The organism is Actinomyces sp. oral taxon 171 str. F0337 (assembly GCF_005696555.1).
Lineage (GTDB): Bacteria > Actinomycetota > Actinomycetes > Actinomycetales > Actinomycetaceae > Actinomyces > Actinomyces oris_E.
This window is the reverse complement of the sequence record NZ_CP040005.1, coordinates 2,560,248-2,580,717: the sequence shown is the minus strand read 5'-3', so window position 1 is coordinate 2,580,717 and position 20,470 is coordinate 2,560,248. Positions and strand designations below refer to the sequence as shown.

Annotated in this window: 13 protein-coding genes and 1 pseudogene; 9 read left to right on the top strand and 5 right to left on the bottom strand. The window is 69.5% G+C overall.

The features are described 5' to 3' along the window. The first annotated feature begins 100 nt into the window (after positions 1–100). Entirely contained in the window at positions 101–2,806 is a 2,706-nt protein-coding gene (gene ppdK / locus FBF36_RS11100; RefSeq protein ID WP_138137535.1) for a pyruvate, phosphate dikinase, read from the top strand. Between the two features lie 144 nt (positions 2,807–2,950). On the opposite strand, the gene FBF36_RS11095 is transcribed toward ppdK, so the two are convergent. After that, complete coding sequence (locus tag FBF36_RS11095) at positions 2,951–5,500, bottom strand: bifunctional lysylphosphatidylglycerol flippase/synthetase MprF (RefSeq protein WP_009397976.1); 2,550 nt, start codon at positions 5,498–5,500, stop codon at positions 2,951–2,953. A gap of 412 nt (positions 5,501–5,912) precedes the next feature. Between FBF36_RS11095 and FBF36_RS13300 the strand changes: the two genes are divergently transcribed. Continuing rightward, positions 5,913–8,072, top strand: a complete 2,160-nt coding sequence (locus FBF36_RS13300) for a hypothetical protein (RefSeq protein WP_192574971.1) — start codon at positions 5,913–5,915, stop codon at positions 8,070–8,072. A gap of 33 nt (positions 8,073–8,105) precedes the next feature. Here FBF36_RS13300 and FBF36_RS11085 read toward each other — a convergent pair whose 3' ends face one another. Beyond that, positions 8,106–9,176: an alpha/beta hydrolase gene (locus tag FBF36_RS11085; protein WP_034492060.1), complete on the bottom strand. Its 1,071-nt coding sequence runs from the start codon at positions 9,174–9,176 to the stop codon at positions 8,106–8,108. 177 nt (positions 9,177–9,353) lie between these two features. Continuing rightward, entirely contained in the window at positions 9,354–10,313 is a 960-nt protein-coding gene (locus FBF36_RS11080) for an alpha/beta fold hydrolase (RefSeq protein WP_009395910.1), read from the bottom strand. A gap of 195 nt (positions 10,314–10,508) precedes the next feature. Between FBF36_RS11080 and FBF36_RS13705 the strand changes: the two genes are divergently transcribed. The 5 genes and pseudogenes from FBF36_RS13705 to FBF36_RS11055 all read left to right on the top strand — a co-directional run bounded on the left by FBF36_RS13705 (position 10,509) and on the right by FBF36_RS11055 (position 14,366). Continuing rightward, positions 10,509–10,634 carry a hypothetical protein gene (locus FBF36_RS13705; RefSeq protein ID WP_009395908.1) on the top strand — a complete coding sequence of 42 codons (126 nt, stop codon included), beginning with the start codon at positions 10,509–10,511 and terminating at the stop codon, positions 10,632–10,634. Positions 10,635–10,876: 242 nt separating this feature from the next. After that, complete coding sequence (locus tag FBF36_RS11070) at positions 10,877–12,310, top strand: dihydrolipoyl dehydrogenase family protein (protein WP_034492064.1); 1,434 nt, start codon at positions 10,877–10,879, stop codon at positions 12,308–12,310. A 107-nt stretch (positions 12,311–12,417) separates the two neighbouring features. After that, positions 12,418–12,852, top strand: a pseudogene (locus FBF36_RS11065) (RpiB/LacA/LacB family sugar-phosphate isomerase); the annotation flags it as partial. Positions 12,853–13,037: 185 nt separating this feature from the next. Continuing rightward, complete coding sequence (locus FBF36_RS11060) at positions 13,038–13,862, top strand: class I SAM-dependent methyltransferase (RefSeq protein ID WP_009395245.1); 825 nt, start codon at positions 13,038–13,040, stop codon at positions 13,860–13,862. Positions 13,863–13,916: 54 nt separating this feature from the next. After that, positions 13,917–14,366 (top strand): RpiB/LacA/LacB family sugar-phosphate isomerase, encoded by a 450-nt coding sequence (locus tag FBF36_RS11055; RefSeq protein ID WP_138137534.1) that lies wholly within the window; start codon positions 13,917–13,919, stop codon positions 14,364–14,366. A 21-nt stretch (positions 14,367–14,387) separates the two neighbouring features. Here the strand turns inward: FBF36_RS11055 and FBF36_RS11050 are convergent, their stop codons facing one another. Next, the gene (locus tag FBF36_RS11050) at positions 14,388–15,677 is read right to left on the bottom strand and encodes a Fic family protein (RefSeq protein ID WP_138137533.1); all 1,290 of its coding nucleotides are present in this window, start codon (positions 15,675–15,677) and stop codon (positions 14,388–14,390) included. Between the two features lie 197 nt (positions 15,678–15,874). On the opposite strand from FBF36_RS11050, the gene FBF36_RS11045 reads away from it, so the two are divergent. Both FBF36_RS11045 and FBF36_RS11040 read left to right on the top strand, forming a co-directional pair. Then, positions 15,875–16,615: a TetR/AcrR family transcriptional regulator gene (locus FBF36_RS11045; protein WP_034493284.1), complete on the top strand. Its 741-nt coding sequence runs from the start codon at positions 15,875–15,877 to the stop codon at positions 16,613–16,615. An 85-nt stretch (positions 16,616–16,700) separates the two neighbouring features. Next, on the top strand, positions 16,701–18,386 hold the full coding sequence (locus FBF36_RS11040) for an MDR family MFS transporter (protein ID WP_138137531.1): 1,686 nt from the start codon (positions 16,701–16,703) through the stop codon (positions 18,384–18,386). Here FBF36_RS11040 and FBF36_RS11035 read toward each other — a convergent pair. Next, positions 18,328–20,469, bottom strand: coding sequence for a hypothetical protein (locus FBF36_RS11035; RefSeq protein WP_009397930.1), 2,142 nt, complete (start codon positions 20,467–20,469; stop codon positions 18,328–18,330). The two genes, FBF36_RS11040 and FBF36_RS11035, sit on opposite strands and share 59 nt — an antisense overlap. Position 20,470 lies beyond the last annotated feature (1 nt).

The window sequence follows — 20,470 nt, the reverse complement described above, 5'->3', positions numbered from 1 at the left end:
TGAGTCACCTGCAACATGGGACCGAAGTCACATAGAGTGCTTCGCGTGCGCCTGCGCGTGCACGGAGTCCCTAGTTCCACAAGAACCGAAAGAGGCAAGGATGCCCAAGTACGTGTACCGCTTCAGCGAGGGTGACAAGGACCAGAAGGACCTCCTGGGAGGCAAGGGAGCGAACCTGGCGGAGATGACCCGGCTGGATCTCCCCGTTCCCCCCGGCTTCACCATCACCACCGACGCCTGCCGCGCCTACCTGGCCGGCGGCGAGGTCCCCGAGGAGCTCTCAGTCCAGGTCACTGCCGCCCTGCGCGGCGTGGAGGAGGAGCTGGGACGCGAGCTCGGCGCCGCCGAGAACCCCTTGCTCGTCTCGGTGCGAAGCGGAGCCAAGTTCTCCATGCCCGGCATGATGGAGACCGTCCTCAACATCGGCCTCAACGACGTCTCCGTCAAGGGCCTGGCCGCCGCCAGCTCCGATGAGCGCTTCGCCTGGGACTCCTACCGCCGCCTCATCCAGATGTTCGGCAAGACCGTCCTGGACATCGACGGCGACCACTTCTCCGACGCCCTGGATGCCAAGAAGGCCGCACGGGGCGTCTCCATGGACTATGAGCTCCCCGTGGACGCCCTCCAGGAGCTGGTGGAGGAGTACAAGGCCATCGTCAAGGAGCACGCGGGCATCGACTTCCCGCAGGATCCCCGCTCCCAGCTGGACATGGCCACGGAGGCCGTCTTCCGCTCCTGGAACACGGAGCGCGCCCACATCTACCGCCGCCGCGAGAAGATCCCCCACGACCTGGGCACCGCGGTCAACGTGTGCACCATGGTGTTCGGCAACATGGGGGAGACCTCCGGCACCGGCGTCTGTTTCACCCGCGACCCCTCCACCGGGCGCACTGGCGTCTACGGCGACTACCTCGTCAACGCCCAGGGCGAGGACGTCGTCGCCGGCATCCGCAACACCCTGTCCCTGGCCGACCTCGAGCGCCTGGATAAGGCCTCCTACGACGAGCTGCGCGCCATCATGCGCCGCCTGGAGACCCACTACCGCGACCTGTGCGACATCGAGTTCACCATCGAGCGCGGCAAGCTGTGGATGCTCCAGACCCGCGTGGGCAAGCGCACGGCCGCAGCCGCCTTCCGCGTGGCCACCCAGCTCGTCGACGAGAAGCTCATCACCATGGACGAGGCCCTCACGCGGGTCTCCGGTGAGCAGCTCACCCAGCTGATGTTCCCCCAGTTCGACGACGACTCCAGCCGTGACCCGCTCACCCGTGCCATGCCCGCCTCCCCGGGCGCCGCCGTGGGCTACATCGCCTTCGACAACGACGAGGCCGTCTCCCGCGCCGAGAAGGGCGACTCCGTCATCCTCGTGCGCCGCGAGACCAACCCCGACGACCTGCCCGGCATGGTCGCGGCCGCCGGCGTGCTCACGGCCCGCGGCGGCAAGACCAGCCACGCCGCCGTCGTCGCCCGTGGAATGGGCAAGACCTGCGTGTGCGGCGCCGAGGCCCTCGAGGTCGACGCCGCCGCCAAGACCCTTCGCGTCGCGGGGCGCGAGGAGGTCCTCACCAGTGAGGACATCATCGCCATCGACGGCACCACCGGCGAGGTCTTCCTCGGCGAGGTGGGCGTCGTCGACTCCCCGGTCATGACCTACCTGCGCCGCGGCCTGACCGAGGCGCTCGACGCGGCCGGCGACGACGACACCCGCGAGCTCGTCACTGCCGTGGACCGCCTCATGCGCCACGCCGATGGGGTCCGCCGCCTCGAGGTGCGCGCCAACGCCGACACCCCCGATGACGCCCGCCACGCCATTCACCGCGGCGCCCAGGGCGTGGGCCTGTGCCGTACCGAGCACATGTTCCTGGGTGAGCGCAAGCAGTTCGTCCAGAACCTCATCCTGGCCTCTTCCGACGCCGAGCGCGAGGCCGCCCTGGCCGCCCTCCTGCCGCTGCAGAAGGGCGACTTCATCACGATGTTCGAGACGATGAACGGCAAGCCCATGACGGTGCGCCTCATCGACCCGCCGCTGCACGAGTTCCTGCCGGACCTGACCGAGCTGAGCGTCAAGGTGGCCCTGGACCGCGAGCGCGGCGAGCTGGACCCGGCCGACGAGGAGCTCCTGGCCGTGGTGCGCAAGAACCACGAGTCCAACCCGATGCTCGGCCTGCGCGGGGTCCGCCTGCTGCTGACCATGCCGGGCCTCATCGAGCTCCAGGTGCGCGCCATCGCCGAGGCCGCTGTCGAACGCCTCAAGGCCGGCGGCGACCCGCACCCCGAGATCATGATCCCGCTCGTCGGGTCGGTGCGTGAGCTCCAGCTGGCGCGCGAGCGCGTGGAGCACGTGCTGCAGGAGGTCTCCCAGGCCTCCGGCTACGCGCTCGAATTCCCGGTGGGCTGCATGATCGAGCTGCCGCGCGCGGCCGTCACCGCCGCCCACGTCGCCGAGGAGGCCGACTTCTTCTCCTTCGGCACCAACGACCTGACCCAGACCACCTGGGGCTTCTCGCGCGACGACGTCGAGGGATCCTTCGTGGGCCGCTACATCGACGACGGCATCTTCGGGGTCTCGCCCTTCGAGACCATCGACGCCGACGGCGTGGGCGGCATGGTGCGCCTGGGCGTCGAGGGCGGTCGCTCCACCAAGCCGACGATGAAGATGGGCGTGTGCGGCGAGCACGGCGGCGACCCCGAGTCCATCGGCTTCTTCCACCGTGCGGGCCTGGACTACGTCTCCTGCTCGCCCTTCCGTGTGCCGGTGGCCCGCCTGGAGGCCGGGCGCGCGGCCGTCGAGGACAAGGCCGACTAGACCCGAGTAGGCCCAGGACGCACTGATCGGGCTGCACCGCCCAGGGGCCGGCCGACTCAACCCGAGGGGGATGAGCCGGCCGGCCCCGGCGTCTGCAGTGCATGGGCCGAGGGCCGGGCGGGGACCTGGGTGTGGAGCCGGCGGTCAGTCGCGGTTCATGAGCACGTGGGCGAAACGCGCCGTCTGGGAGGGCTTGAGGTCGGGCAGGTAGGCCCGGGCGATGGCGATCCCCACCGTGGGCAGGTCCACCAGGTCGGGAACCGCCAGGTACATGGGCACCGCGCGCGGCTTGAACTTGCGCTTGTAGGCGTGCAGGGAGCCGAAGCCGTAGGCCGGCTCCAGCACGGAGGCCAGCAGGTTCAGGAGCGGGTCGAAGGGTGAGGAGGCGCCGCCGTCGGCCGGGGCGGAGCGGGTCAGCGGCGCCCCGGACAGGGACAGGATCTCCAGGCCCTCGGCCTGGGCGTCCTGAGCGGCGCGCCCGATGAGGTACTCCATGACGGGGCGGAAACCGTCCTCACGGCGTCGCATGAAGTCCAGGGTCAGGCCGATGACGCGCCCGTCGCGGTAGACCGGTAGCCAGGAGGTGACGCCCTGGACGGTGCCGTCGGCGTCGACGGCCAGCAGCAGGCGCGTCTCAGCGTCGTCGAGCTCGGCCAGGCCGCCCAGGGTGAAACCCATCTCCGGCAGCGGCTTGTCACTGGCCCAGGCCTGGGAGATGGCCCGGATCTGGTCCCGCCGACCGGCCGGGCAGTCGCGGAAGGTGGTCCATACCGCCTCGATGCCCTCCTTCTTGGCGTGGTTGAGGGCGGTGCGCACGTCCTGGTAGGCCTTGCCGCGGAAGGCCAGGTCCGGCAGGTCCAGGACGGCCTCCTCGGCCACCTGCAGGATCGTCCAGCCCATGGCCCGGGCGGCCTCCATCGCCGGGGCGTGCACCGAGTAGAGGGCCGGGATGAGTCCGGCGTCGGTGGCGAAGTCGGCGAAGTCGCGCACCGCCTGGTCCACATCGGCGTCATTGGCGGCGGGATCCCCGACCGTCAGGGCGACGTCGCGGTTGGGCCGGTAGGAGAAGCCGGCTGTGCCCGCCTCGTTGACCCAGGCCTCGTTGCCCTCCCAGGTGAGCATCCACCCCAGGGTCCCGGCGCCTCGGCTGCGCACCAGGTCGATGAGCTCCTCACGGTCGGAGACCCGGGTGCGGGCGGGAGCGGACTGGGCCAGCCACACCCACAGGATCGTCAGGAGCCACACCAGGACCGGCACCCAGGCGGTGAGCAGGTAGGCCAAGGGGGTCATGGGCTCGACGATCAGGCCCATGATGCCGCCGGTGCTGATGGGCAGCAGGTAGGACACGTAGGTCTCCAGCAGGGCGGACCAGGTCGCGTAGGGGGAGAAGTCCTGGGACATGAGCAGGCCCCCGACGACGGTCAGGACCGCCCCACCGACGAGGGTCAGGACCCAGGCGACGACGGCGCGGCGGATGACGCCGGGGCACGACCCCAGGGTGAAGCGGCTTCTTTTCCACACGACGAGACTGATGACCACGATGTTGAGCAGCAGGGGCACCAGCAGGTGCCCCGAACGCAGCCAGCTGTGCAGGAGCCGGGCCGTGGTGGTGGGAGCGGACTCGGGCAGCTGCTCACCGATCTTCTCCACCAGGGCGAACAGGGCCGCGCAGGCCCCCAGGAACATCTGGAGGGCGATGGTGCCGTGGGCCGCTGAGCGGCGTCCACGGCGCAGTCCGTCGGCCAGGACCAGCTGCAGGAGCGCCGGCATGCACATCAGGAGCTGCTCGACGGGGTAGATGACGGCGTCCTCGGGAAGGATGGCGGGGGTCAGGCCGTAGCGGGCATCGGCCAGGGGGCCGGCGGCGTTGCTCACCACCGCCAGGGCGCAGCTCACGGCCCAGCAGGCCACCAGGAAGGCCACGAGCTCGCGCTCCACGCGCCGGGGCAGCTCCTGGGAGGGGGCCGACTGCTGCCCACGTTCCAGGACGACGCCCATGATGAGGCCGATGATGCCGGCTCCCAGGCGGGCCAGAGCTCCCACGGTTCCGGTCACGGCGGCCGAGACGATGAGGACGGCGAACATCGCCAGGCGCGTGCGCCGCCGCCAGGACGGGCGCATGACGCTGGTGGAGGCCGCCACCAGGCCGGCGGTGGGCAGGCTGATGCCCTGGATCGGGGCGTGAATGAGGTAGGGCGACCAGGCGTCCCACACGCGGCCGATGAGGGGGTAGAGCGCCTGGGCCAGGACGATCCCCCCTGCGGAGGAGACGGCGGCGGTGGCCAGCCACCGTCGCGTGCCCAGGAGCCGCTCCAGCAGCACGCCGATGGACAGCAGCATGAGGCTGCCGGTCACTGGCAGCAGGTGGCCGGGGACGGCCCAGGCGGTCAGCAGGGTCCACACCCGTTGGGGCTGGTGGATGTAGGCGGACAGGGCGATCTGTCCCTGGGGTCCCCAGGGCAGGAGGACGATGCCGATGATGAGGGTCAGTGCGGCGCAGGTGGTCGCGGCCGGTGCCGGGGCCAGCCAGGTGCGTGTGGCCCGCCAGGCTCGACGTGCGTAGGCGCTCAGATGCGAGGGCTGCGGCGCGGGAGCCGGCGACGAGGATGACGGTGATGGGGTGGAGGAGGACGCCGGGGAGGGCACGATCTCGGGTGCGTCCGGTGGAGTCGTGGTGGACGAGACCGACGGCATGAACGCTCCTCAGACGGTAGGTGATGGGAGGCTGGTGATGCGAGAGGGGGTGGGAGGGCTCCCCGGCGGGAGCCGGTCAGCCGACATTCTTATCCACTTGCCCGGGCGTCCTCATCCACCTCGAGGTGGAGGCAACCATGAGACCGGTCTCTCCAAGCATCGGGACAACTCGAGGAGATAACCTTGATCTGGCCGTTTTCCCGCAGTTTTCTCACTGTACACGGGCCGATGTGTTGGGGCGACGGCCCACTCTTCGTTGCCATCATGAGATAGTCTGCCGTGTGCCGGCGGTCGTGACAGGATGGCTGGGCACTGTGTTCGTGGGTGACTCTACTGTGAGCCGCCCATGCGCGTGTCCATCTGTGCTGGGGGCCATCGCGGAGCAGGACGATGAGGAAAGGCGGCCGCATCCATGGCCATGTACGAGCTCGACGGTAACCACCTCCTGCCCGTGCGCCTGGGTCGCTCCGCTGACGCCATCACCCTGTCCCGCAGCCTGGTCGCCATTCAGCGACAGATCGTCGACGTCCTGCGCCGTCCGCTCTTCCCCCTGTCGTGGGAGGAGCTCGACGCCGGAGCGAGCCTGACCGCCCTGGACGCCACCGGGCAGGTCGTCGTCGTCGAGGTCCTGGAGAGCGTCGACTCCGCGGGGCTGCTGGCCGCCATGTCGCGTCTGACCCAGGCTGCCACCGCTGGTCGCCGCGAGATCGCCAGCAGGTACGCGGGCGGGCTGGGGGCCTTCAGCGAGGACTGGAACGAGTTCCGCGAGGCGATGCCCGCCCAGGTCGAGGCCGGACCGCGGCTGACGATCCTGAGTGCCTCCCTGGAGCCCGACGTCGTCGGAGGGCTGGGAGTGCTGGCCTCCTCCGGGCTGGAGATCCACGAGGTGGATGTGCGCATCGTGGACGAGTCCCGCATCGTCGTCGTGGTGGAGAAGATCTCCGGGATGGACGTGGCCGCCGGGGGGCCGCTGCTCGTGGCCCGTGCGCCCCGCCCGGCCCTGGCCGGTTCCGCCGGTCCGGCAGGCACCGCCCCCGCCGCCGGCTCGAGCGGCTCGCGTGCCATCGATGCCGCTGAGCAGGCCGAGCACATGAGCCCGGTCACCGGCCCCATCGAGATCGTCATGTCCCCCGAGCCGGCGCACGCGCCCGACGGCGAGGGCGCCGGTGACGACGGCGCCGCCATTCCGGCCGGAGCCTTCGCCGCGACAGGTGCCGCCGATGCGCTCTCCGAGCTGTTCGAGCCAGTGGCCGTGACCGCCGAGCAGCCCCAGGTGCATGCGCTGTCCTCTCAGGGTGGGGCCGGGGCCCGGCCCGAGGACCCGGGCGAGGCGGGCGGCACTCCGCCTGCCGGGGAGGCGCACCCCGAACCGGGTGAGGGCGTCGCCGACGGCCCCGCCGGCGACCCCCACATCGTCGTTGCCGCGGAGAACCCGGCCACGGGTGCCGACGACGACACCGCGGCCGGTGCCTCCCGCGTCGCCGAGGCCGACCATGAGGCCGCGGAGAGCTACTCTGAGCCAGGCCCGGAGGCCTCCGTCGGCGCTTCTCAGACTCCTGCCGCATCCGGCCCTGCTGACGGTCCCGGCGACTCCGACCACGACACCGGCGACCACGACGTCGCCAGCAGTGCCGGTAGCGCCGGCCATGTCGGACGGGACCTGGCCGGCATTCTCGGTGGGGACACCATGACGGTTCCCGCCGCCCTCGCTCCGGGTGGCGAGCCCGCTCGCGCCGCCGGCCATGGCCGTCACTCCGGCTCCTCCGATGACACCAGTGGCACCGGCGCCGAGGAGCGGGCAGTCGCCGCCCTGGCCGGAGGCGTCGACATCCTCGGCGGGAGAGGCCTGTCCGGGGGGAGCAGTTCAGTGGCGTCGGCCGGCTCAGTGCCTTCCGACGCTCCGCTCGCCGCCGCGGCACCCGGTGGCGCAGCCACCCCTCATACCTTGGCAGGCGACTCCGGGGCGACTGATGCCCAGGGCGAGGGCGACCCCCGTACCCGTATGGGACGGCGCTCGCGGGTGGCTCAGCCCCCGTCTGCGCAGGACGCGGCCTCGGTACCGCCCACCTCGCACGCCGCGACCTCGCCCGCAGAGGAGCCAGGAGCCTCCGAGACCGCCGGGGGCTCTGTCCGGGCCGCGGAGGCCTGGTCCACCGTGGCCCCCAACAAGACCCGCACGGAGGCGCCCACCGGCTCGGTGCCGCTCGTGTCCTGGGAACCACTGCGCGGGTCGGCCGACGCGCTCGACCCGGTGGCCGAGGCACTGGGCGGGGACCCCTCGAAGTCCCTCCTGGTCCAGGAGACCGCTGAGCTGGCGGCCGTGGCGGCCTCGCTCGGCAAGCCGACCCAGCTCATCTGGCAGCGGCTGCGCCGAGGCATCTACCACGAGGCGACCCTGTCGGTGGAGGGAGTCATCACCCTGTCCGACGGTCGCTCCTTCACCGACCCGACATCAGCCGCCAACGCTGCCCAGAACGTCACCGACGCCGACGGCTGGCGCGTGTGGCGCGTAGGGGTGCACGGCGCCCACCTGGGTGACCTGCGCGACAACCTGGCCGACAGCGGCCTCTGAACACCCTGGCCCGGGCAGCTGGCCGGGCGGGGCTCAGCGCAGCACGTAGGCGGCCATCCAGCGGCGCAGGGCGGAGAAGACCTGCTCGCGCACGGGCGGCTCGGACAGGGTGAGGTCGTGGACCCCGCCGGGGAAGCGGGCGATGGTCACCAGCTTGCCGAGCATGACGGCGCGGCGGGCGGTGGCGTCGGCGTCGATGATCGTGTCCGCGCTGCGCGACTCCGGAGTCCACGTCACCCCGAGGCGGGTGGAGGCCGAGCCCATGGACAGCACCGGGCAGCGGATGTCCAGGCCCTGGGCGACGCGGTTGTGGCCCTCCATGACGGCCTGGAGCCAGCCCACGCGCACGGGCGCGGAGGGCTTGATCGACCAGGCGGGGTTGATGTCCCAACCGGTCACGTAGGGGTCCTCGGCCCAGGCGGGATCGGGCAGCTCGCCGTCACGCTCGGGGAGCCAGCCGTCGGTGATGGAGAAGACGCGAGCCGGGTCGACCCAGCCGTCGAGGATCGACATGCGCGGGTCACGCAGCGCCAGGGTGCGCAGAACCGGGTCGCCGACGGTGCGCACGAGCTCGGATCCCTGGAGCGAGAGCCAGGCGGAGTTGAGGACCAGGGCGCGCAGGGCCCCCGGGTGGCGGTCGGCCCACAGGGAGGCGACGAGCCCGCCCGTGGAGTGACCGGACAGGACGAGCTCGGTCTCCCAGCCCTGCTCGGCGCGGATGGCGGACAGGGCCAGCCCCAGGTCCTCGTCGTACTCGGCCAGCGAGGTGCACCAGCCCAGCATCTGGCCCTCGCGCCAGGAGCGGCCGTAGCGGCGCAGGTCCAGTGCGTAGAAGGCGCCGCCCAGGCGGGAGATCTCGCGGGCCAGGTGGGTCTGGAAGAAGTAGTCGTTCCAGCCGTGCAGGTAGAGGTAGATGAAGGAGGGGGAGGAGGGGGTGCTCGGCAGGGCGCCGGGGTCGAGGGCCGGCAGGTGGCGCACCAGGGTGGCGACGGCGCCGTCGTCCTCGTCGTCGGGCAGCAGCTCCAGGGTGCGGGCCTCGAAACCCGGGCCCAGGAAGTCCGGTCCCCAGGCGCCCACCGGAGCGTGCTCGGTCGTTGCGTTCACGCCCCCATGATGGCACCGCTCGCCGTGAGGGGGCGCCGCGACGCCTCCCAGGCTCACCAACCAAAACTTCACAAACAACCCGGAGCCGCGTTGTTTCTGAAGTTTTGGTCGAAGTGAGGGGCGGGCGACGCAAGATGCGGGCGACGTGAGGTCCCGTTGCCGCCGAGGAGACCGGTGTCAGCCGGCGTGCTGGCCGATGAAGCGGCGGATCGCCTCCTCGAGCTGGCGGCCGTGGCCGGTGATGAGGTGACCGCCGGTGGGGAAGATCGACGTCGTCAGGTCCGGGTAGCGGTGCATGGAGGACTGCACGTGCCCCGCCGGGGGAGCGAAGGGCGCTACTCGGTCGTTCCGGGCGTGCAGGAGCAGGACGGGTGGCTTGAGCTCCTCGATCGGATAGTCCTCGAAGTGCACCGCCATGTCCCGGTTGGTGATTGAGGCGTCGATGTCCGCCCCTGTCCTGCGTTCGGACAGAGGGAGCATGCCGTGGATGGTCCGGGGATCCATGCCCAGGACGGGACTGAAGAATGGCGAGAGCAGCCACATGATCCAGTCATGGTTCATGATTGCCGGCGGCCCCATGCGCCCGGGCGGTGTCGCGGGCCGGGACGGCCAGGGCGCGGCCGAGCTCAAGAGAATGAGCCCCGAGACGCGCTCGGGGTGGTCCAGGGCGAAGCGGATGGCAGGGGTGCCGCCGGCCGACGCTCCCAGGACGAAGACTCGTTCGATCCCCAGACGGTCGAGCAATGCGGCGAAGACGGCGGCCTGGGCGGCCGGCGAGCCGTCGCCTCGCACGGCGCTGCCGGGGTAGCCGAAGCGCGACGGCGCGATGACCCGGCAGTGCTCGACCAGGCTCCCGACGCTGTCAAGCGCCTGGTCGTATCCGCCGTACAGCCCGTGAACCGACAGAATCGTCTCGCAGCCGGAGCCGGGGTCGAAGCCGGAGCCTCCTCCCGAGGGCTGCGGTCCACAGTCGACGTAGGCGACCTCGCCGTGACTGAGGGCCATCCTTCGCACCGGATGGGCGAGTAGTCGCGCGCGGGCTGCGGTGCGGGCTCGGCTGAGGCTGAGGGCCCACGCCGCGCTGTAGATGGCGATCCCGGCGCCGAGGAGCCCCGCGGCGGGCAGTGCGCGTCTCATGGCAGACCCCCTCAGGCCTCCGGCGGCGTGTGTGCACTCGTTGCGTTCACGCCCCCATGATGGCACCGTCCGCTGGGAGGGCGTCACGACCGAACTCTCACTCACCAACCAAAACTTCAGAAACGACCCGGAGCCGCGTCGTTTCTGAAGTTTCTGTCGAAGTGAGGTGGGTGGGGTGCAGCTGCGGCGGCATCGATGGTGGGAGGGCTCCTCGGTGGGCCGTTGGCGAGGCGGGCCTCGGCCTCGATCCTGACGACCGCCTTCGGCATCCTCCTCCTGGGCGTCTGCGCCATGACTGCATACAACCTCCTGGCTGCCTGAGCCAGAGGCGGGAGCTTCTCCCACCGAGCCTGCAGTGACCGCGGATACGGCGCTGCGGCTCGGCACTTACTTCGGGGTATCTGCGCAGTTCTGACTGAACCTGCAGACCCAGTATGACCTTGACGTGGCGGAGGACCGTCTTTCGATGCAGATCGATGCCATCACTCCGCTGCGGTTGGCCTGAGGCTCGACATGCCGTACAAGTTGGTCAGCTGGCCGAGATGCGTGGCAGCATCGTTGGCATGAGCAACGAGTCGGTACCTCAGCAGACCAGCACCTACGATGTCGTCGTGATCGGTGGCGGGCCGGCGGGGGAGAACGTCGCCCAGTACGCCATCAAGGGCACCGACCTGACCGCGGTCCTCGTTGAGGGCGAGCTCCTGGGCGGCGAGTGCTCCTACTACGCCTGCATGCCCAGCAAGGCGTTCCTCGTGCCTATCGAGGTCGCGGCGGCGTCCGCCAACCTCAGCGGCCTGCGCCCGGCCGAACTGTCCGTGCTCGATCTGCTCAAGCGTCGTGACGAGTGGGTTTCCCGCTACAACGACGCTGGTCAGGTGCGCTGGGCCGAGGGTGCCGGCCTCGACGTCGTTCGCGGATGGGCTCGCCTCGACGGCGAACGGCGCGTCGCCGTGAGAACCGCTGAGGGGGAGCGGGTCCTTCGCGCCCGCCGCGCCGTCGTTCTCGCCACTGGCGCGCAGCCCGTCATGCCTGCTGCGTTCCAAGGCCTTGAGGCCTGGGACTCGCGTGACGCCACCGGCGTGCAGGAGATCCCGCGGCATCTCATCGTCGTCGGTGGCGGGGTCGTCGCCTGCGAGGCCGCCACGTGGATGTCCGCCCTGGGCTGCGATGTCACCATGCTGGTGCGTGGTCCCCGCCTCCTGTCGGCTGCGGAGTCCTTCGCCTCCCGACTCATCGAGGAGGCTCTCACTGCCCGCGGTGTCACCGTCATGACGGATGCTCGGGTGACTGCCGCCGAGCGATCCCAGGCCAGTGACACCGGGCTCGGTCGTATCCATGGCGGCCCTGTCACGGTCACCTGCGCCGGTCGAACCATCGAGGCCGATGAGATTCTGGTCGCCACCGGCCGTCGCCCGTTCCTGACCGGCATAGGGCTGGAGACCGTCGGCCTGGAGCCCGACGACGTCCTGGCCGGTCGCCTGCCCGACTGGCTCTACGCCGTCGGCGACGCCAGTGGTGAGGCCCAGTTGACCCACATAGGTAAGTACCGAGCACGCGTTGTAGGGGAGAGGATCGCCGCCCATGCGGCGGGCTGCGAGTCCGAACCAGTGCCGGAGAGCATCCCGGTCCCGCAAGTCGTCTTCACCGATCCCCAGCTCGCCTCCAGCGGCCTGACCGAGCAGAGGGCCCGGGCCCTCGACCACGACGTCGTCACCGCCCAGGTCGGTTACACCTCGGCTGCTGGAGCTGCCCTCCTGCGCGACGATGCCCACGGTGAGGCCAAGCTCGTCGTCGACCGGCAGACGGGGGCCGTGCTGGGAGCCACCTTCGTGGGCCCTGGTGCGGGTGAGCTCATCCACGCCGCCACCATCGCTATCACTGCGGGCGTCCCCGTCCATCGGCTGCGTCACGCCGTGCCCGCCTACCCCACCGCCAGTGAGATATGGCTGCGCCTCATCGAATCCCTCCCGAGCGAGTTGCTCCACCCGAAGAGGTGATATGCGGCGGCGCCACGTGGCGTCCATGGGAAGCGGATGAGAGGTCTTCAGCGATATCAGCCTGGAGCAGCCTCGCCTTCCGTGACGAGGCCTGAGAGACTTGGCGCATGCGAATCGCCATCGGTGCCCCGGGCAATGGAGCCCTCCTGAAGGAGGCCATCGAAGAGCGGTTGGTCGAGGATGAGCGCGTGAGCGACGTCGTCGACCTGTCCGCACCGGACATCACCTACCCGGAGGTCTCCTTCCGGGTCGCCAGAGCGGTCGCCGAGGGGCGGGCCGACCGCGGTGTTCTCATCTGCGGCACCGGCGTGGGAACCGCCATCGCCGCCAACAAGGTCCCGGGGGTGCGTGCGGCGACCGCGCACGACCTGCTCACCGTGCGCGGCTCGGTGGAGAACTACGACGCCCAGATCCTGTGCATGGGGCAGAACGTCATCGCGGCCCCCGCCGCCTGGGCGCTCATCGACATCTGGCTCGACCTGCGCCACGACCCCACCAGCAGCTACGGCCCCAAGGTCGGCGAGATCGCCGCCTACGAGGCCGCCACGTGGATGTCCGCCCTGGGCTGCGATGTCACCATGCTGGTGCGTGGTCCCCGCCTCCTGTCGGCTGCGGAGTCCTTCGCCTCCCGACTCATCGAGTCCTTCACCAGCGAGGCCTCCTATGAAGGAGAATGAATGTGATTGTCAGTATCGACATCGGTGGTGCCGTCTCCTAGGATGAGACCATGATCGGCGCAGGGGTTCAGGAGACTCTCTTCTTCCCGCTTCTGGGGCGGGCTCGTGCTGCGCGAAGCTGGCCGAGCTGCTTTCAGGACTCCTGGTCCGAGCGCCTGGTCTCGATGGTCTCCGCCTTCCGCCCTGGCGTCGAGGACATGGATATGGGCGAGATGCCCGCCGCCATCTACGCCTTGCGCCACCTTGCCGCCGTGACGGAGATCCGGCGCTACCTGGACACCCACCCCGAAGCCGCCGTCGTCGATCTCGGCTGCGGACTGGATCGTCTCGTTGACGAGGTCGACAACGGTCGGGCGCTGATCTACAACCTGGACTTCCCCGACGTTCTCGAGTCCCGACGCACCTGGGTCGAGCCCCATGAGCGAGAGCGGGAGCTCCCCTTCTCCTTAACCGATCATCGCTGGATGGATGAAGTCGACGCCAGCGGCGGACTGATTGCCGTGGCCTCCGGGGTCTTCTACTTCCTGGAGACCAGCTCAGTTCGAGACCTCGTCAACGCGATGTCCCACCGCTTTCCCGGCGGCCGTCTGGTCTACGACTCCGAGTCCCCGGAGATGGTCGCGATGAGCGAGCAGGCCGTCCGGGATCGAGGAATCGACGCGGCCCCCATGCCCTTCCGGGTCGTCGACCCCTGCGCCGCACACACCTGGAGTCCCCGCGTCTCCCAGATCAGGGTGAACTTCGACCTGTCCTCCTACGCCGCCGATCCCTCAGCCCTTCCTGCACAGGTACTCGAGGGCTGCGCTCAGATGAGGCAGGGTCGGGCTCTCTATGAGGTCATCGCCGATTTTGCCGTCTCAGGGGAACCCTGCTGACTCATTGACCGGGGCATACTCGCCTTCCGTGACGAGGCCTGAGAGACTTGGCGCATGCGAATCGCCATCGGTGCCCCGGGCAATGGAGCCCTCCTGAAGGAGGCCATCGAAGAGCGGTTGGTCGAGGATGAGCGCGTGAGCGACGTCGTCGACCTGTCCGCACCGGACATCACCTACCCGGAGGTCTCCTTCCGGGTCGCCAGAGCGGTCGCCGAGGGGCGGGCCGACCGCGGTGTTCTCATCTGCGGCACCGGCGTGGGAACCGCCATCGCCGCCAACAAGGTCCCGGGGGTGCGTGCGGCGACCGCGCACGACCTGCTCACCGTGCGCGGCTCGGTGGAGAACTACGACGCCCAGATCCTGTGCATGGGGCAGAACGTCATCGCGGCCCCCGCCGCCTGGGCGCTCATCGACATCTGGCTCGACCTGCGCCACGACCCCACCAGCAGCTACGGCCCCAAGGTCGGCGAGATCGCCGCCTACGAGGCGCGCCTCCACTCCTGAAGGCGGCCCCGCGTGAGCCGCTTAACGCGGCGCGGGCCGTGCGGGAACTGCACGCGCCGGCGCGGAAACTCTGGTGTCGAAGCGTGTGCTGGCCAGACGGCGCTCGGCCCAGGTGATGGTGTCCAGCACTGCGCGGGCCGTGTACGCGCGGCGCTCTGCGCCGATCGACTCCGTCGTGAGGATCCCAGCAGCCCGGAGCGTCTCAAGGCCTCGCGTCGCCGCAGTGCGCGAGACCCCGTAGATCTGCGACGCCGTGGAGATGGTCAGGACTGGAGTGGCGGGCAGTCCCTCAAGAATGCGTGATGTCGCCGAATCACTGCGCGGGCGGCGACCGGTGCTCTCCCGGCTGGCCCATGCCTCAAGCGCGGTTGCCCAGTCGGAGCGCACGTCGTCGAGCTCGGAGGAGATCTGCTCCGCCTGGTCGCAGGCCAGCATAACCGCTTCAAGGAAGAAGGTGATCCACGCCTGTTGACCGGGGGAGGTTTCAGTCTTATCAGCGGCGTCCTCTCCCCGATAAGCGGAGAGCGCCTCGACATACCGATGACTCAGCGTCGACAGGACCAGGCTCGTCGGCAACACCATGCCGGGAAGCAGCCCCCGGCGAGTCAGTACCGTGTGGATGAGTGCCCGGCCCACGCGGCCGTTACCGTCCGTGAACGGGTGAATCGTCTCGAACTGTGCGTGGACGAGTGCCGCCTGAATGAGTGGAGCATGCGTGGCTCCGTTGAGGTACCGCAACAGGTCCTCGACCAGACCAGGAACCAGGTCCGGTGGAGGTGGCACGAAGTCCGCCTCAATGGGGTGATACGAGGATCCTCCCAGCCAGTTCTGAACCGTTCGGATTCCATGATGCTCCGGTGAGTCGGGTAGGAGACTGCGATGCAGAGCCAGTAGCCGCTCAACGTCCACCGGCGCCGTGTCATTCATCTCCTCCACGGCTGCGCGAACAAGTGTCACATTGTTGGCGACGGTGCGTGCCTGAGCGCTGAGCCCCTTGACCTCCTCATACTGGCCGAGCTCTGCCAGCGCGACCTTGTGAGCCGACGGTGCGATCCCCTCGATCCGCGATGAGGCGATCGCCTCGCTGCGTAGGAGAAACCTCGAGACGGCGGTCATGGCGGCAGAGATGGTGAGCGTGCGCACTCGTTGCTCGGCCTGGGCCGCCAGTGCCTCGATGTCAGGACTGAGTCTCAGGCTGGAGCCGCTGAGTGGGTTCGGCACGTAAGCCCGGTACTCGCCTGAGCGGCGGTCACGACGGCTCAGTCCGCTGCTGTGCGGGTTATCCCAGTGACCAATGATCCACTGCCCCACCTATCCTCCTTAACGTGTCATGTCTGAGTTTTTGGTGACACCTTAAGTCTTAAGGTGTCACGAATGGCTTGCTTGTGCAACGTTGGTGGCCGGTTTGCGGTCGCTGGTGGGGTGGGTCGCACAAGGCGCTGCCTTCGTGAGGAACCTCGCGCATACCTGCATTGAGTGCAAAGCTGCACTGGGTGCAGGATGAGTGCGTGACCGGAACCGACTTGCGCGCCACCCAGGCGCAACGCACCCGCGCCGCCATCCGCGCCGCCGCGCTCACCCTGACCCGGGAGCGCGGTTACGCCGCGATGACAGTCGATGATGTCGCCGCCCTCGCCGGAGTCTCCCGGCGCACCGTCTTCAACCACTTCTCCTCCAAGGCCGACCTCCTCGTCGTCGGCCTGGAGCCCCCGGCGCCCTCGGTCGTCGAGGCCTTCGTCAACGGCTCCGGAAGCCTCCTGGAGGACCTTGGCGTCCTGCTGGCCTCCGGTGCCGAGTCCGTCGAGTCCGAGCGCGGCTGGCTCCTGTCCTTCCCGGAGATCGTGCGGGACAACCCGGAGGTGGAGCGTGCCGTTCACGAGCGGCTGCGAATCGTCGCCCAGTCCTTGGCGGAGGCCGCCGCTCGCCGGCTGGGGGGCGAGCCCGACGACCCGCGCCCCCGTGCCGTCGTCGCCCTGGCCATGGCCATCCAGCGCAGCTCTCTGGACCTGTGGTGCGGACGCTCCCACCCCTGGGAGGAACGCCGTGAGGCGGCAGTGCGCCCGGAGGTCCCCGAAGCCTCCAGGACTCCCGGGGTCTCCGAGGCCTCAGGCCAGTGCTCCCAGGCCCGATTGGTCGACGCCGTCCGCGCGATGGCCGAGGCGATCTCCGAGGTCGTCGCCCCACCCCGATCCCAGGCATCAGCCTCCACAGCTCCCGGTGACTCGACGCCGTCGGGCTCGCCGGGATAGTCGCGCATGCGGCTCTCCAAATCCTTCTCACCGGCTCACTGAAGCGATCTTCCATTCCTCGCCCTCAATCGACAAGGCCACACTCATGACTCAACGCACCTCGACGCCGGCCTCCGCCGGCTCAGCCCTCCACGAACCGGGGGCGGACTTCCACCCCGACCGCCGCTTCTGGGCGGTCTACGCCTCGCTCCTGGTGGTCATGTTCCTGTCCGCCATGGACCAGACGATTGTCGGCACGGCCCTGCCCACCATCGTGGGCGACCTCGGCGGCGCCGCCCACATGGCCTGGATCCTGACCGCCTACACCCTGGCCATCACCGTGGCCATGCCGGTCTACGGCAAGCTCGGCGACCTCGTGGGCCGCAAGAACCTCTTCCTGGTGGCCATCGCCCTGTTCCTGATCGGCTCGGCCCTGTGCGGCACCGCCGACTCCATGACCCAGCTCATCATCTACCGCTTCATCCAGGGGCTGGGCGGCGGCGGCCTCATGATCTCCTCCCAGGCGATCACCGGCGACCTCATTCCGCCGCGCGTGCGCGGCACCTACATGGCCCCCATGGGAGCCATGTTCGGCGTCGCCTCCATCCTGGGGCCCATCATCGGCGGCTGGCTCACCGACTCCGTCTCCTGGCGCTGGACCTTCTGGATCAACCTACCGCTGGGCGTCCTCGCCTTCATCGCCATCGCTCTGGTACTGCGCCTGCCCAGCAGCCGCCTGACCAGCCCCATCGACTGGTGGGGGCTCGGATTCATGAACGCCGGTGCGGTCGCCATCGTCCTCATGGCCACCTGGGGCGGCAACCAGTACGCGTGGACCAGCCCGGTCATCATCGGCCTGGGCGTCGTCGGACTGGTCTGCTGGGGGCTGTTCGGCTTCGTTGAGACGCGCGCCGTCGACCCCATCCTGCCCTGGACGATCCTCACCAGCCGCACCTTCATCGTCTCCACGCTCGTCGGCATGCTCGCGATGGGAGGCATGATCGGTGTGCTGAGCTACCTGCCCACCTACCTCCAGATGGTCTACGGCTACTCGGCCACCACCTCCGGCCTGCTCCTGGTGCCGATCACCATCGGGATGCTCCTGTCCTCGATCCTCTCCGGCGTGCTCGTCTCGCGCACCGAACGCTACAAGATCTACCCGGTCCTGGGGCCCCTGGTCGCCGCCGGCGCCTCCTTCTGGCTCTCCCGCCTGTCGACGACGTCGCCCGTCTGGCAGATCTCCGCGGCCACCTTCCTCATGGGGGCGGGCATCGGGCTGTTCTTCCAGCTCCTGGTCACCGTGGTGCAGAACGCTCTGCCGGCCAAGCACCTGGGCACGGCCACCAGTGGCAACAACTTCTTCCGCGAGGTCGGTGTCTCCCTGGGAGCCTCGCTCATCGGCGCGGCCTTCTCCTCCGGTCTGACCTCCAACCTCACGGATCGGATCGGGGCGCTGGCCCGCAGTGCGGACCCGACCGTCCTGGGAGCGCTGACCCAGTTCAAGGACGCCGACACCTCCTCGCTCACTCCCGCCCTGGTCAACAAGCTGCCTGCCGCCCTGCACGACGCCGTGGCCGGCTCCTACGCCGACGCCCTCCTGCCGATCTTCGGGTGGATGATCCCGCTGTTCGTCGCGACCTCCGTCGTCGCCGTCTTCCTGCCCGAGGTGCCCCTGTCCCAGAAGACCGCGATGGAGCAGGTCGCCGAGGCCGAGGGTGCGGCTGAGACTGAGGTCAGCGAACCCACGGCACCGCAGGAGCCGAACTCATCCCATGAGCCGGCGGCGCCGTAGTCGGCGGCCGACGCAGAATGATGAGGCCATAGACGGGGGCCAGCATGGGCACGAAGGCGAAGAGGAAGTAGTCCTTGAGAAGAACCAGGGACAGTGTCATGGCGAGCGCGTAGGACAAACCGGCGCCCACGCCCGCCAGGACTCGCAGGATCCTCCGCCTGGGGAGCCACGTGAATACTGCCCAGGCGAACGCCGCACCACCGCACAGAACTGAGACCTCTGAGAGTGCGAACGCCTTACCCAGCGATGGCCACCACGCCCTCACTGCCAAAGCGAGCATGGACGCCCAGGCCAGGGTCGCCGATCCCCACGTGCTCACGGCCGAGGAGGGGAACCTCCCCGAGGCCCACAGCGCGAGCGCAGTCAGCACGAGGATGAAGGTGAGGCACGCGCTCGCGGAACCAGCCGCCCGGTCCGGGATCGCCCAGGCGATGGCACCCACTCCGAGCACGACGGCGCTCGCCGCCAGGAGCCGTATCCACGTGATTCTGCGCCCTGATAGCGGGTGTGCCGCTCTGGGGCGCGAGCGGGGCGTGGTCGGTGGAGCCGCAGAGTACGGGGCGGGTGCGGGCTTGGTGGTGGCGCCGACGATGATCAGTCCGATCGCGGCGGGGAAGCTGGCCTCCGTCAGCAACAGGGGCAGTCCCCAGAGCAGGGGATAGGTCAGTACCCCGATGAGGAACCCGGCGACGCCACGCAGTCCGGGCTCCATCCTCCGACAGGCGGACAGGCCGTCGAAGAGGGAGCCCACGGCCGCGGCTCCCGAGCCCCAGGCGGTGATGACGAGGACCAATAAGGTCCGGTACATCCAGTGGTTCTGGCTGCCCGAACTGTCAGTGGTCGTGTCGACCATGCTCAGTGCGGCAATGGCGGCGGCGGCCATCAGGGCAAGCGTCAGGAAGAGCGCGGCATATGCGGCGTGCTGTGGACTCACGGCGGCCCGCTCACGCAGAAGGCTGATGACACCGACCATCAGGAACCACACGGCCACACCCTGCAGTGCTCCCATGATGAAGAACGGGGAGTCCGCCTGTCGTCCCGGTAGGTAGTCGGCGGCGAGTATGACGGCCACCGAGCCGATGCAGGTCGCAACCGCCAGCACGCCGCACCACAGAGCCGTTCTGCGGCCGAGTCGGGCCCCGACGCGGTGGCTCATGGGGAGTGCTTCGTCATCGAGAGCATCCTGAGGATAGGAGGCAGGAAGGCTGCCGGGTGTCCGGTTCTCCTCCGGAGGGGTCAGTGGCCCCGGATACTCCCGAACGTCCGTGTGAAGGGAGGGGGTTGTTATCCGTGACGCTGATGATGCCGCCGATCGCGCGGCTCGTTGCTGGTCTCCCTGCTGCCGGAGAACAGTGCGGTACAGGATGAGGAGAACGACGGAGGCGCCGAAGGTCGAGACGGGAACCATCCCCGCCATGGGGAATGCCACTACTGCGGGAATCCCCGTCAAGGTGGCGAGCGCGGCACGCGGCACTGCGCGCATCCGGGTCCTGATGCTCAGCGCGCCGTCGATGATGACCGCCACGGTGAGAGCTCCCATGATGCCGTGGGTCGCCATCAGAGGCTTGCTGAGGCGCCCCAGGAGCGGGACGGCGGCATGGGCGTCGGCGGCCTCGAAGGCGATCACCCACGCGATGTTCGAGACCGTGCCCACCGCACACGTCAGTGCCGCCACCACGGCGCCGATGAAGACGTGAGGCGCAGGCAGCAGTCCGCGCTCGCGCGCCAGTCCGAGATAGCCGGCCACGACGACGCCCCCGGGAAGGGTTGTCGCGGCCGGGTAGGCCCAGCTGAAGATCGTGTCCTTGCCCTGGCCCTCTGCCATGATCGCGATGAGGAAGAGCGCGAGACTCACCAGGCTCAGGAGGAGTCCGGTCGCCGCGCACCACAGGGCGGCCCGCATGCCCAGTCTGGTTCCCGTCCCGTGGAGGAAGGCCGACCACCGCTGTGCGACGGTGGGGCGGCTGCGTCTCGCCGCCTCGGCCTCGTCGAGCATGATGCCCAGCAGGGCCTCGCCGTGATGCGCCCGCCAGCTCCTCGGATACCACCGCAGGAGACGTCGGTAGTACTGCTCTTCCACCATC

Coding starts and splice junctions, on each gene's coding strand:
- ppdK (WP_138137535.1), top strand. CDS start 101: ATGCCCAAGTACGTGTACCGCTTCAGCGAGGGTGACAAGGACCAGAAG.
- FBF36_RS11095 (WP_009397976.1), bottom strand. CDS start 5,500: ATGCCGTCGGTCTCGTCCACCACGACTCCACCGGACGCACCCGAGATC.
- FBF36_RS13300 (WP_192574971.1), top strand. CDS start 5,913: ATGGCCATGTACGAGCTCGACGGTAACCACCTCCTGCCCGTGCGCCTG.
- FBF36_RS11080 (WP_009395910.1), bottom strand. CDS start 10,313: ATGAGACGCGCACTGCCCGCCGCGGGGCTCCTCGGCGCCGGGATCGCC.
- FBF36_RS13705 (WP_009395908.1), top strand. CDS start 10,509: ATGGTGGGAGGGCTCCTCGGTGGGCCGTTGGCGAGGCGGGCCTCGGCC.
- FBF36_RS11070 (WP_034492064.1), top strand. CDS start 10,877: ATGAGCAACGAGTCGGTACCTCAGCAGACCAGCACCTACGATGTCGTC.
- FBF36_RS11060 (WP_009395245.1), top strand. CDS start 13,038: ATGATCGGCGCAGGGGTTCAGGAGACTCTCTTCTTCCCGCTTCTGGGG.
- FBF36_RS11055 (WP_138137534.1), top strand. CDS start 13,917: ATGCGAATCGCCATCGGTGCCCCGGGCAATGGAGCCCTCCTGAAGGAG.
- FBF36_RS11040 (WP_138137531.1), top strand. CDS start 16,701: ATGACTCAACGCACCTCGACGCCGGCCTCCGCCGGCTCAGCCCTCCAC.
- FBF36_RS11035 (WP_009397930.1), bottom strand. CDS start 20,469: ATGGTGGAAGAGCAGTACTACCGACGTCTCCTGCGGTGGTATCCGAGG.